General features: G+C 70.1%; 13 protein-coding genes. 6 read left to right on the forward strand and 7 right to left on the reverse strand.

Features of this window, described 5'->3' with window-relative positions; translation table 11 throughout:
- Positions 1-49 precede the first annotated feature (49 nt).
- Together ACQFZP_RS14145 and ACQFZP_RS14150 are read left to right on the forward strand one after the other, a co-directional pair.
- On the forward strand, positions 50-964 hold the full coding sequence (locus ACQFZP_RS14145; protein WP_211891734.1) for a carbohydrate ABC transporter permease: 915 nt from the start codon (positions 50-52) through the stop codon (positions 962-964).
- Positions 961-1,779: a carbohydrate ABC transporter permease gene (locus tag ACQFZP_RS14150; protein WP_104311226.1), complete on the forward strand. Its 819-nt coding sequence runs from the start codon at positions 961-963 to the stop codon at positions 1,777-1,779. The genes ACQFZP_RS14145 and ACQFZP_RS14150 overlap by 4 nt, the downstream gene beginning before the upstream one ends.
- Here the strand turns inward: ACQFZP_RS14150 and ACQFZP_RS14155 are convergent.
- Genes ACQFZP_RS14155 through ACQFZP_RS14175 form a run of 5 tightly spaced genes read right to left on the reverse strand, consistent with a single transcriptional unit; the run spans position 1,769 to position 6,981 of the window.
- Positions 1,769-2,623 carry a citryl-CoA lyase gene (locus tag ACQFZP_RS14155; protein ID WP_211891735.1) on the reverse strand — a complete coding sequence of 285 codons (855 nt, stop codon included), beginning with the start codon at positions 2,621-2,623 and terminating at the stop codon, positions 1,769-1,771. The genes ACQFZP_RS14150 and ACQFZP_RS14155 overlap by 11 nt on opposite strands.
- Complete coding sequence (locus ACQFZP_RS14160) at positions 2,620-3,834, reverse strand: CaiB/BaiF CoA transferase family protein (RefSeq protein ID WP_211891736.1); 1,215 nt, start codon at positions 3,832-3,834, stop codon at positions 2,620-2,622. Before ACQFZP_RS14160 ends, ACQFZP_RS14155 begins: the two co-directional genes overlap by 4 nt.
- On the reverse strand, positions 3,831-5,348 hold the full coding sequence (locus ACQFZP_RS14165; RefSeq protein WP_104311223.1) for a tripartite tricarboxylate transporter permease: 1,518 nt from the start codon (positions 5,346-5,348) through the stop codon (positions 3,831-3,833). Before ACQFZP_RS14165 ends, ACQFZP_RS14160 begins: the two co-directional genes overlap by 4 nt.
- The gene (locus tag ACQFZP_RS14170; protein ID WP_179557346.1) at positions 5,348-5,998 is read right to left on the reverse strand and encodes a tripartite tricarboxylate transporter TctB family protein; all 651 of its coding nucleotides are present in this window, start codon (positions 5,996-5,998) and stop codon (positions 5,348-5,350) included. The genes ACQFZP_RS14165 and ACQFZP_RS14170 overlap by 1 nt, the downstream gene beginning before the upstream one ends.
- Positions 5,995-6,981, reverse strand: a complete 987-nt coding sequence (locus tag ACQFZP_RS14175) for a Bug family tripartite tricarboxylate transporter substrate binding protein (protein ID WP_307852869.1) — start codon at positions 6,979-6,981, stop codon at positions 5,995-5,997. Before ACQFZP_RS14175 ends, ACQFZP_RS14170 begins: the two co-directional genes overlap by 4 nt.
- A 104-nt stretch (positions 6,982-7,085) precedes the next feature.
- Here ACQFZP_RS14175 and ACQFZP_RS14180 point away from each other — a divergent pair, with 104 nt between their 5' ends.
- The 4 genes from ACQFZP_RS14180 to ACQFZP_RS14195 all read left to right on the forward strand — a co-directional run bounded on the left by ACQFZP_RS14180 (position 7,086) and on the right by ACQFZP_RS14195 (position 10,771).
- Positions 7,086-7,886 carry an IclR family transcriptional regulator gene (locus ACQFZP_RS14180; RefSeq protein WP_211891737.1) on the forward strand — a complete coding sequence of 267 codons (801 nt, stop codon included), beginning with the start codon at positions 7,086-7,088 and terminating at the stop codon, positions 7,884-7,886.
- A gap of 74 nt (positions 7,887-7,960) precedes the next feature.
- The gene (locus tag ACQFZP_RS14185) at positions 7,961-8,950 is read left to right on the forward strand and encodes a hydroxyacid dehydrogenase (protein ID WP_211891738.1); all 990 of its coding nucleotides are present in this window, start codon (positions 7,961-7,963) and stop codon (positions 8,948-8,950) included.
- Entirely contained in the window at positions 8,947-9,648 is a 702-nt protein-coding gene (locus ACQFZP_RS14190) for an RraA family protein (RefSeq protein ID WP_211891739.1), read from the forward strand. Before ACQFZP_RS14185 ends, ACQFZP_RS14190 begins: the two co-directional genes overlap by 4 nt.
- 148 nt (positions 9,649-9,796) lie before the next feature.
- On the forward strand, positions 9,797-10,771 hold the full coding sequence (locus ACQFZP_RS14195) for a zinc-binding metallopeptidase family protein (RefSeq protein ID WP_307852871.1): 975 nt from the start codon (positions 9,797-9,799) through the stop codon (positions 10,769-10,771).
- A 12-nt stretch (positions 10,772-10,783) separates the two neighbouring features.
- Here the strand turns inward: ACQFZP_RS14195 and ACQFZP_RS14200 are convergent, their stop codons facing one another.
- On the reverse strand, positions 10,784-11,392 hold the full coding sequence (locus ACQFZP_RS14200) for a class I SAM-dependent methyltransferase (protein WP_211891741.1): 609 nt from the start codon (positions 11,390-11,392) through the stop codon (positions 10,784-10,786).
- Between the two features lie 61 nt (positions 11,393-11,453).
- A complete protein-coding gene (locus ACQFZP_RS14205) occupies positions 11,454-12,116 on the reverse strand; it encodes a carbonic anhydrase (protein ID WP_104311206.1) in 663 nt (220 codons plus the stop codon).
- Positions 12,117-12,155: the final 39 nt, after the last annotated feature.

Here is a 12,155-nt window from a genome sequence, read left to right on the forward strand (position 1 = left end):
GCATCGGTCTGGGCCTGGCCGTGCGGGCACGGCCAGAGCGTCTCCGCGGATGACGCTCAAGGACCCGACGGCGCGAGAGCGCCGCCCAGCGAGGGGTGCCAGCCGTGGCACCCCCGCCTGGGTGCCCTTCGCGTACCTCGCGCCCGCGTTCCTCCTCTACGGCACGTTCCTGCTGTTCCCGCTCGGTCGGGCCGTGCAGTTCTCGTTCTTCGAGTGGGACGGGCTCGGCGCATCCACCTTCGTCGGCTTCGACAACTACGTGCAGATCGTGCAGGACGAGCGGCTGCGGGAGGCGTTCGGGCACGCGTTCGTGCTCATCTTCTTCTACGCGGTGCTGCCCCTCGCCGTCGGACTCATGCTCGCGGCGATCCTCACGCGGGCGAGGGTGCGGGGCCTCGGCTTCTTCCGGACGCTCATCTTCCTGCCGCAGGTCATCGCGATGGTCGTCGTCGCCGTCACGTGGCGGCAGATCTACGCGCCGGACGGTCCCCTCAACGGGCTGCTGCGCCTCGTCGGGCTGGAGAGCTGGACGCGGGCGTGGCTCGGCGACTACACCTTCACGCTGCCCGCCGTGGGACTCATCGGCTCGTGGGTGTCGCTCGGCCTCGTGACCGTGCTGCTCATGGCCGGCATGAGCCGCGTGCCGAAGGAGCTCTACGAGGCCGCGCGGCTCGACGGCGCGGGACCCGTGCGCGAGTTCTTCTCGATCACCCTGCCGTCGGTGCGTGGCGAGATCACGGTCGCCCTGACCCTCACGATCGTCGCCGCGCTCAAGACCTTCGACCTCATCTACGTCACCACGAGCGGTGGGCCCGGCACGTCGACGACCGTGCCGAGCTTCGAGGTGTACCGGCGGGCGTTCGAGCTCGGCGAGGTCGGGGCCGCCACGGCAGTCGGCGCTGTGCTGACCCTCATCGTCTTCGCCATCAACTTCGTCGTGAACCGGATCGGGGACCGCGCATGAACGTCTCCGTCTTCGAGAAGGTCGCCAACTACCTGATCCTCGGCGTCTTCGGGCTCGTCATCCTCGGACCGATCAGCGTCATCGTGACCCTCGCGTTCGGGCCGGAGAACGCGACCGTCGCCCAGGAGGGGCGCATCTTCCACTGGGAGAACTTCCCCACGGCCTGGGAGGTCGCCCGCTTCGGGCAGTACATGCTCACGTCGGTGGTCGTCGCGGCGATCGTGGTCGTCGTCGCCGTGCTCGCCTCCATCCTTGCCGGCTACGCGCTCGGCACCATGAAGTTCCGGGGCGCGACGCCGATCTTCTACCTGTTCCTCCTCGGCATCATGGTGCCGACGGAGGCGTTCATCGTGCCCCTCTACTTCGACCTGCGCACCGTCGGGCTGACGAACACGGTGTGGGGGGTCGCGTTCCCGCAGATCGCCATGTCGATCGCCTTCGGCACGTTCTGGATGCGCACCTACTTCCGCTCCTCCAGCCAGGCCCTCATCGACGCGGCCAAGCTCGACGGGGCCGGCTCCATGCGCATCCTCTGGCAGGTGCTCGTGCCGATCGGCCGGCCCGCCATCCTCACGCTCGTGCTGCTGACGTTCATGTGGACCTGGAACGAGTTCCTCATCCCCCTCGTGATGTCGCCGAACGGCAGCGTGCGCACGGCGCCCCTCGGCCTCGCGTTCTTCCAGGGCCAGTACACGCAGGGCACCGCGCTGCTCGCGGCCGGCGCCATCATGGTGGCGCTGCCCGTCGTCGTGCTCTACATCTTCCTGCAGCGCCACTTCATCCAGGGGATGCTCGAGGGGGCGGTCAGGGAGTAGCCGCCCGGCGCGCGCCGGGCACGTCGCGCGTCGCCTCACCCGTGTAGTCGGCGAGCAGGGGCGGCGGCAGCGGGCCCTTGATGCGCTGCCCCGCCTGCTTCTCCTCCCACGCGTGGGCGAGGATCCCCACGGAGCGCGAGAGCACGAAGAGGCCCCTCGCGAGCTCCGGCTGCACGCCGAGCTCGGCGTACACGATCGCGGAGATGCCGTCGATGTTCATCGGGATGCGCCGCTCCCCCCGCTCGAGCGCGCGCTCGAGCGCCAGACCGGCGGCGAGGTAGCGGCCCGAGATGTCCTCCCTGGCGACGGCCTCTTCGACGAGCCGCAGCAGCGGGTCGCGGCGCGGGTCGCGGGGGTGGAACCGGTGCCCGAAGCCCGGGACGAACATTCCCCGGCTCTTGTGGTCGGCGATCGCCTCGCGGGCGAGCTGCTCCAACGCGACGCCCTCGGACTCGTGCCGGGTGACGAGGTCGTTGAGCAGCTGGACGCACTGCTGGCCGGCTCCGCCGTGCGTGTCGCCGAGCACGTTCACCCCGTTGGCGACGGCCGAGTTGAGGCCGACGCCGCAGGTGGCCGCCATGCGCGCGCTGGCGATCGACGGCGCCTGGGGACCGTGGTCGACGCTCGCGACGAGCGTCGCCTCGAGGAGTTCGGACACGGCCCTCGTCGGGAGCGCCCCCGTTGTGAGGAGCCAGATCGTGCTCACGAATCCGACGTTGCCGATGACGTCCTCGATCGGGTAGCCGCGGAGCTCGATCTCCCCCGGGGCGATGCGGGTGACGCTGGTGCTCCACCACGCGGTCGCGTCGTCGACGGTGGGCTGGCGGTCGGTCGTGCTGCTCATACGGCTCGCTCCTCGTGAAGTGCTCGGATCTCCGCCTCGTCGTAGCCGAGCTCGTGCAGGATCTCGTCGGTGTGCTGGCCGAGCCCCGGCGGCGGAACGGTGGGGGCGCTCGGTCGGTCATCGAGGCGGATGCCGTTGCCGAGCACCCGCAGGGTCTCGCCGTCGCGCCCGGGGAAGGGCAGATCGTGCACGAGCTCCCGGTCGACGATCTGCGGGCTGGCGAGCATCTCCGGAACCGTGAGGACGGCGGCCGCCGGCACGCCCCGCGCCGAGAGCAGTTCCTCCCAGTGCGCCGTGTCGTGCGCGCTCAGCGCCTGCTCGATCTCACGCGTGAGCTCCGCCCGGAAGCGCTTGCGGTCCTCCCGGTCGTGGAAGCGCGAGTCGTCGGCCAGCTCCGGGCGGCCGATCGCCTCGGTGAGCGCGACGAACTGCTCCTGCTTGTTGGCCGCGATGTTGAGCGCCCCGGTCGCCGTCTGGAAGGTCCCGGACGGCGCCGCCGTGCCGTTGTCGTTGCCGAGGGCGCGCGGCACCTGGTCGGCGATGAGGTGATTCGACACGACCCAGCCCATCGCGGTGACGGCGGTCTCGAGCATCGACACGTCGATGCACGAGCCCGCACCAGTGCGCTCGCGTCCGTGGAGCGCGGAGGAGATCGCGAACGCGGCCGCGAGCCCGCCGAGCGTGTCGGCGATCGGGTAGCCGGCCCGGAGGGGGGAGGTCTCCGGGGTGCCGGTGACGCTCATCATCCCGGACCCACCTTGGATGATCTGGTCGTAGGCCGGCTTCGAGCGCAGCGGCCCCGTCTGGCCGAAGCCTGAGATGGCGCAGTACACGAGCTTGCTGTTGATGGCGCGCAGCGCCTCCCAGCCGAAGCCGAGCCGCTCGAGCACGCCTGGCCGGAAGTTCTCGCAGAGCACGTCGGCCTCGGCGACCAGGCGCCGCATGACCTCTCGGCCGCCGTCCGACTTCAGGTCGAGCGTGATCGAGCGCTTCTGGGCGTTCTGCGCCAGGAAGGAGACCCCCATCAGGCTGCCGTTGAGCTCGGAGTCGGCGCCGAGCCTGCGGGCGAGGTCTCCGCCGTCCGGCACTTCGACCTTGATGACCTCCGCCCCCATGAGGGCGAGCTGGTAGCAGGCGTACGGCCCCGCCAGCACGTTGGTCATGTCGAGCACGCGGACTCCCGCGAGTGGGCCTGATGGGGTCTCGGTCATACCGTGACTTCCTTTCTCGCAGCGAGCTTCGTGCGGATGACCCGCACGATGACGAACGCCACGGTGAGTGCGAGGACGGAGTAGAGGGTGATGGTGATGGGGCTGTCGATGAGCACGCCCGGGTCGCCCTCGCTGACGGCCATCGCCCGGCGGAACTCGGTCTCGGCGAGCGGCCCGAGGATGATCGCGATGAGCATCGGGGCGACGGGCAGCCCGTAGCGCCGCATCGTGAATCCGATGAGCCCGATGACGACGACGAGCACGAGGTCGAGGATCTTGCCGCTCGTGGCGTAGACGCCGAGCATCGCGAAGAGCGTGATGCTCGCGTAGAGGTAGTGGCGTGGGATCTTCAGCAGCTTCGCCCAGAGCGGCGCGAACGGGAGGTTGAGGATGAGGAGCACGACCATGCCGATGAAGAAGCTCGCGAGCAGCGCCCAGACGAGTTCGCTGGAGCGCTCGAACAGGAGCGGCCCTGGCTGCAGACCGTACTGCCGGAACGCGGCGAGGAGGATCGCAGCGGTGGCGGAGGTGGGCAGGCCGAGCGCGAGCAGAGCGCCCATGGCGGTTCCCGCGGTGGCGTTTCCCGCAGCTTCCGGGCCGGCGACACCCTGGATGGCGCCGAAGCCGAACATCGGCTTCTTGCGGCGCTTGTCGAGTCGACGCTCGGCGCCGTAGGAGAGGAACGTCGGCACCTCGGCGCCGCCGACGGGGATGATGCCGAAGGGAACGCCGATCGCGGTCCCCCGCAGCCAGGCCGGCATCGCCTGGCGGAGCTCGCTGAGCGAGAGCCAGAGGCGCCCCTTCGACTGGATGAGGCCTGTGTCGTCGGAGTAGCCGCGGCGCCCTGCGACAGCGAAGACCTCGCCGAGCGCGAGCAGACCGACCGTGATGACGACGATGTCGATGCCGTCGAAGAGCTCGGGGATGCCGGCCGTGAAGCGCGATGTGCCCGAGATCGAGTCGATGCCGACGACGGAGATGGCCAGGCCGAGGACGAGCGCGGCGAGACCGCGGATGATGGACTGCGTCACGACCGCAGAGATCGCGATGAACGCGAAGATGGCGAGCGCCAGGTACTCGGCGGGGCCGAACAGGGTCGCGAGTTCAGCGAGACGGGGCGCGAAGAAGACGACGAGGATCGATGCGAGGATGCCGCCGATGAAGGCGCCGATGGCCGAGGTGGCGAGGGCCTGAGCCGCTCGTCCGCTCTTGGCCATGGCATGGCCTTCGATCGATCCGGCGATCGCCGTGCTGTTGCCCGGCGTGTTCATGAGGATGCCGGCGATCGAATCGCCGAAGAGCCCACCGAAGAGCACGCCAGCGAACATGATGAAGGCGCCGATGGGGTCGAGCGAGAACGTGACGGGGAGGAGCAGGGCGACGGCCATCGCTGAGCCGAGGCCGGGGAGGACCCCGACGGCCGTGCCGAGCACGGCGCCGATGAGCACCCAGAGCATGTTGATGGGGGTCAGGACCGTGAGGAACCCTTCCCCGAGGTTTGCGAGCGTATCCATCAGAGGACTCCTACGAAGATGCCGGGAGGAAGGTTGAGGCCGAGCCCGATCGAGAACGCGATCTGCACGATGGACGACATCGCGAGCGCGAGGAAGATGTCGAACACGGGTCGGCGGCTGCCGAGGGCCCTGGAGATACCCCAGAAGAGGAAGGCGCCGGAGAGCAGCCAGCCGAGCGGGGTGAGCGCGGCGATGAAGACGATCGTCGTGCCGAGGGCGCCAAGCAGGGAGCGGATGTTGGTGCGCGGCCTGATGTGCTCGGCCGCGAGCTCCTTGTCCTGCACGACCGCGAGCTCGTCGCGGTCGAAGTCGGAGAGCTCGTCGACCTCTTGGTCGACGACCCTCTTCTCGCCTCGGAGCTCAGCCAGGTCCGGCTCTGCCACTCGCGTCGGTTCCGGGTTGCGGATGACGTCGACGGCGAGGAAGGCCGCCACGATGAAGATCGCGACCGAGATGATCGCCGGGAACACCTGCGGGCCCGGCTGGGAGACGTTGCTCGGCACGGCCATCGTGACGGTGCCGATGACGAGGCCGATCCCCACGAGGGTGAGGATCCCCGGCACGATGAGTCCGGTGCGGCGGCGCCACCAGCCAGGGCTCGCGGTGGTGTCGTGCTGCGTCCACGCTGAGGTGGGGATGACGCCGGTCATAGTCCGAGCTCCTCGATGATCTGGTCGACTCTCGCCTGGTCTTCTTCGATGAAGGCGGCGAATTCGTCGCCGGTGAGCACTGCTGGCTCCCAGTTGTTGCGTTCGAGCGTGTCCTGCCATTCGGGAGTGGCGACCATGTCCTCGAAGATCGCGACGAGCTGGTCGCGTTCTGCGTCCGTGATGCCGGGAGGGGCGACGATGCCTCGCCAGTTGGGGAGGTGGACGTCGACGCCCTGGTCCATGAGGGAGGGGATGTCGATGCCGTCGACGGGCTCTTCCGCTGACACGGCGAGCGCGCGGAGGTTGCCCGCCTCGATCTGGTCGCTGAACTCGTTGTAGCCGCTGACCCCGACGGCGACGGTGTTCGAGAGCAGCGCGGTGAGCACCTCGCCACCGCCCGCGTACGAGACGTAGTTGAGCTCGGCCGGGTCGATGCCGACATCCTCCGCGACGAGGCCGGCGAGGAGATGGTCGGTGCCGCCGACACCGCCACCGCCGACGGCGAGCGCGTGCGGGTCCGTCTTCCAGTCGGCGATGAAGTCATCCAGGGTCTGGTACGGCGAGTCCGCCGGCACGATGAAGACCTCGTAGTCCTCGGCGAGCCGCACGATCGGTGTCGTGTCGGAGAGGTCGACGGCGGAGTCGTTGACGTTGATCGCGCCCATCATGACCGTCCCCGTCATCATGAGGTTGGTCGGGTCAGCGCCCAGGCCCACGAACTGCGACAGTCCGATGGTGCCTCCGGCGCCGGGCACGTTGACGACCTGGACGTTGTTGACGATCCCGTCTGCACGCAGCGCCTGCTGTGCCTCCCGTGCCACTCCGTCCCATCCACCGCCTGGCGCCGCTGGCGCCATGAACGTGAGCTTCGTGCTCGGGTCGGTCCCGGTCGTCGAGTCGCTGGCGTCGAACGCCGCGATCCCGACGAGCACGGCGGTCGCGGCGATGCCGAGTCCGCCCATGAGCTTCCGTCTTGCTGTCACGATCACTCCCTTGTGATTGACTTGTCCACACAGCGGACACTTCTGTCCACCAGATGGTACGCTAGTGTGACCGGGCAAGCAAACGATCCGAAGCCGGAGACCCCATGACAAGCGCCGACGACGCCCCCGCCCAGCGGTCAGAGCCAGGTGGCATCCGCGCCGTGAGCCGCGCCCTCGATGTCCTCGACTGCTTCGAGAACGAAGGCCAGTCGCTGGCCGTCTCCGACATCGTCCGCCGCTGCGAGCTCCCTCGCACGACCGTGCTCCGCCTCGTCGACACCCTCGTGGGCGAGCGGATGCTGCAGCTCCTGCCCGATGGCCGCGTGAGCGTCGGCCCCCGCATGATCCGCTGGGGAGCCTTCGCGAAGGCGGCCTGGTCCGCTCCGGCAGCCACGCTCGATCGACTCCGGGAGCTTGCCGAGCAGACCGGTGAGACCGTGAGCCTCTACGTCCGCCGCGACCTCAAGCGCGTCGCCATCGCGCAGGCACCCGGGCGGCACACCATCCGCCACGTCGTCCAGGTCGGCGACGAGCTGCCCATCTGGCTCGGCGCCGCATCCACGACCCTCCTCAGCGGAGAGCGGCCCGAAGCCCTCGACGCGGTGCTCGCCCAGCTCGACGCCGACGAGAGCATCGACATCGACACCGCCGCGCTGCGCCGACGTGTGGATGAGATCCGCGAGCAGGGCTGGGGCCTCAGCCACGGCGAGCGGGAGTCCGGCAACAGCGGCCTGGCGATGCTCGTGCCCGAGAACCCGGACCGACCCCACCTGCAGCCCGTCGTCGTCGTGCTCGGCGGACCGACGGCCAGATTCGTCGACGCCCGCATCCCCGAGTTCGTCGACGCGCTCCGCGCCTGCGTCCGCGACCTGCCGCGAACCGGGCTGCCGCCCGCACTCGAATGACCTCGCGGTGCGGTTCGAGACCGCCCGCGCCCGCAATCCAAGCAGGACCCTGAACCGACGAAGGAGACGGTGCGATGAGCGCAACGGTGTTCGTGACGGCCCCACGACTCGGTCACGCCGGGGTTCGAACCCTGGAGGAGGCCGGAAGCAGGATCATCTACCTGCCTGACGGCGGGGGTCGCGCCGAGGTCGAGGAGATCATGGCCAGCGAGGCCGTCGACGCGGTCATCTCCCGCACCGTCGAGCTGTCGGCCGCAGCCATCGAGGCCTGCCCGACGCTCCGGGTCATCTCGAAGCACGGCGTCGGCGTCGGCAACATCGACGTCGACGCGGCGACCGCCCACGGCATCCCGGTGTTCACCACGCCGGGCGCCAACGCCCAGTCGGTCGCCGAGCTCACGATCGCGCTCATGTTCAACGCAGCACGTCGGGTGTCCTGGATGGACGCGGAGATCCGGCAGGGACGCTGGAGCAGGGCCCAGGACGGGCGGCAGCTCGCTGGCGCCACGCTCGCCCTCGTCGGTGCCGGCCAGATCGGTCGGCGGGTCGCGCGCACTGCGGCGGCGACGGGGATGCGCGTGCTGGCCTTCGACCCCGGATTCGGACTGGACTCCCCCATCCCGGAGCTGACCATGGTCGGCAGCCTCGAAGAGCTGCTCGCGCAGGCCGAGGTGCTGAGCATCCACGTGCCGCTCAGCGAACGGACACGCGGCCTCATCGGGGCCGAGCAGCTCGCCCTGCTGCCGGCGGATGCCATCGTGCTGAACACGGCCCGCGGCGAGGTCATCGACGAACCCGCCCTCGTCGAGGCGCTTCGCAGCGGCCAGCTCTTCGGTGCGGGCCTCGACACCACCTGGTCGGAGCCCATGGAGCCCGGCAACCCGCTGCTGGACTGCCCGAACGTCGTCGTCACGCCCCACGTCGGGGGCTCCACCCCAGCGGCCCTGGAGGCCATGGCACTGACCGCCGCCCGGAACATCCTCGGCTTCCTCGAGGGCACGCCCCCGGACGCACGGTCCTGCGTGAACCCCACCACTCTCTCGATCGAACGGAGCAACGCATGACCGAGCAGGACCCCACCGCGGCACCCACCTGGCCGACCGGCTACTTCATCGGCGAGCGTGCACCCGACCTCCCCGCATCCCTGATCGACGCGTTCCGTGAGATCCCCGTCGCCGTCGCCGGCGACTGCCTCGGGCGCTCCGTCGGCGCGCTCGGCCTCCACGCCTACCACGGCGACGCGCCGCTCTCGGGGCAGGCCGTGACCGTGAAGATCCGGCCTGGCGACAACCTCATGGTGCACAAGGCCATGATGGATGCCCACCCGGGCGACGTCATCGTGATCGAAGGCGGCGGCGACCTCAGCCAGGCGGTCATCGGAGGGCTCATCCGCACGAGCGCCATCACCAAGCGACTCGGCGGCTTCGTCATCGACGGGGCCCTGCGCGACGTCGCCGAATGGCGGGAAGGCGGCATGCCCGCCTACGCGCGCGGACACACGCACCGCGGACCCACGAAGGACGGCCCGGGCCAGATCAACGTGCCCGTGTCCATCGCGGGCCTCGTCGTGAACCCAGGCGACCTGGTGCTCGGGGACCTCGATGGCGTCCTCGCCGTTCCAGCACCGCGAGCGGAGTCGCTCCTGCAGGACGCACGCAGGCACCTCGACCGGGAAGCCCGCATCCGCAAGCACAACGAGGAGGGCACCTCCGACCCCGAACGGTTCAACGCGCTCCTGCGCCAGAAGGGCCTGCCCGTCTGATCGCACTCGCCGCCGGACGGGGCGCGAGGCGCGGCTTGTCAAGCGCCGGGACCTCCCACCCGGCGCCGCGTACAGTGATCCGTCGGTCGTCGCGGCACCCCGAGCCGCGGCCCAAGAGAGGCTTCCCGTGCGACGGTTCCACTGCGATGTGTGCGAGAACGAGGTCTTCTTCGACTCCGTGTCCTGCGAGCGCTGCTCGTCGAAGCTGGGCTACGTGCTCGGCCTCGACGACGTGCTCGTCGAGGCCGGCGACGCGGCGGCGGACGCGGGCCTGCGGCGATGCAGCAACGCCGAGCTCGCCGGATGCACGTGGCTGACGGCGCAGCCTGGCGGGCTGTGCGAGAGCTGCCAGCTCACCCGCACCCGGCCGAGCGACGCCGACGCGAAGGGGCTGCGCCTCTTCCCCATCGCCGAGGAATCGAAGCGCCACCTCGTGCGCGACCTCACGCGCCTCGGCTTCGCGACCCGCCCGAAGGCGAGCGGGGAGCCCGCGACCGTCGGCCAGACGCCCGTCTTCGACCTGCTCTCGAGCGTGTCCGAGAGCGTCACGATCGGCCACGCCAACGGCGTCATCACGATCGACCTCGCGGAGGGCGACGACAGCTACCGCGAGCAGGTGCGGCAGCGCCTCGCCGAGCCGTACCGCACGATGCTCGGGCACTTCCGCCACGAGAGCGGGCACTACTACGAGTGGCAGCTGGTCGAGCAGACCGACCGCATCGACGAGGCACGGGAGCTGTTCGGCGACGAGCGCGCCGACTACCAGGCCGAGATCGACCGGCACTACGACCAAGGCCCTCCCGAGGGGTGGCAGCGCGACTACCTGAGCAGCTACGCGACCATGCACCCGTACGAGGACTTCGCCGAGACCTGGGCCCACTACCTGCACATCCAGGACACCCTCGAGACGGCCGTGGCCTTCGAGCTGCTGCCCGCGCCGGAACCCGGCGCGTCGGCCCGCGACGTGGTCCTCGACAGCTGGATGCCGTTCGCGACGGCCATGAACGTCGTCAACCGCTCGCTCGGGCAGCGCGACCTCTACCCGTTCGTCCTGCCGGACACGGTCATCGAGAAGCTCGCGTTCATCCACTCGCTGCGCGAGCCCTCGAGCATCCCGGCCTGACCTGGGTCGCCGTCAGGCACCGGCTGCGCGCGTCGCGACGATCGCGCCGTGCGGCCGGGCTCCCGCATCCGTTCGCGCGTGCGCCTGCTCGACGATGAACCCGGCGTCGTCGAGCAGCCGCGCGAGGTCGGCGATGGGCCAGGTGAAGGCCGTCGCGACCGTGTGCCCGAACGGCTCCACCGCCGACCCCTCGAAGAAGCCGAGCAGCAGCCCGCCGCCCGGGCGGATGCAGCTCGCCAGCTCGGCGAGGGCGACGGGCAGCCCGGACGGCCCGGTGTGGATGAGCGAGTACCAGACGAGCGCGCCGCCGAGGCTCGCGGACGGGACCCCGAGCGCCTCCGCCGTTCCCTGGCGATACACGCAGTCGGGGTGCCGGTGCGCCGCGATGTCGACGAACTCCTGAACGGGGTCGATGCCCTCGACGTCGACGCCGAGCTCGTGCAGCCAGGCCGTCCAGTGCCCGGGCCCGCAGCCGACATCGAGCACCGGGCCGTCGATCGCCCTCGCCCAGGTCTCGATGAGCGCGCGATCTTGCGCCGCCGTCGCCGAGATGCTGCCGAGCAGGTCCGCGTACTCCCGCGCCCGGCGGCCGTACGCCTCGAACGTGCGCCGCGCCATCATTCGGTCGCCCCGGCGCGACCGCTGGAGGCGACTCGGGAGGCGACGTCCATGGCGACGTGCCCTAGCGGGTGATGGTCAGCTGGCCGATCGCCGTCACGGGCGCGACGCGGCCGTCCGAGAGCTCGTACTGGCAGCCGACGATGCTCAGTGCGCCGCTCGCGACGGCGTCACTGATGACGCGCGAGCTGCGCACAAGAGCGTTGATCGTCGAGTACAGGTGGCGGCGCCCCACAGCATCCGGGTCGATCTGCGCCTCGTCGACGTACGGCGTCGACTGGTCGCTCGTGAACCACTCCTCCTGCACCGAGGGCTGGATGCGAGCGAGCTCGTCCTTGATGGCGGGCGTCACGTCGCGCGGGTGCGCCGTCGTCTGGTTGATGGCGGCCTTGACCGCGCCGCAGGAGCCGTGGGCGAGCACCACGATGACCGCGACGCCGAGCTCCGCGACGGCGAACTCCATGGTCGCCGTCGTGTTCTCATTGGCGATCTGCCCCATGTTGCGGGCGACGAAGAGGTCGCCGAGGCCGCAGTCGAAGAGGATCTCCGCGGCGACTCGCGAGTCGGAGCAGCCGAGGAACGCGGCGTTCGGCGCCTGGCTCCCCGAGATCTCGGTGCGGCGGGCCGCGCTCTGCTGGGGGTGGAGGAGGTCGCCCTTGATGAAGCGCTCGTTGCCCTGGACGAGGTCATCCCAGGCCTGCTGGGGGGTGACTCTTGCTGCCGTCATCGTTGCTCCTTCGTGCTGAAACCTGTGACTGCCGGGGTG

This window comes from Pseudoclavibacter sp. Marseille-Q434, assembly GCF_050315415.1.
GTDB lineage: Bacteria > Actinomycetota > Actinomycetes > Actinomycetales > Microbacteriaceae > Pseudoclavibacter.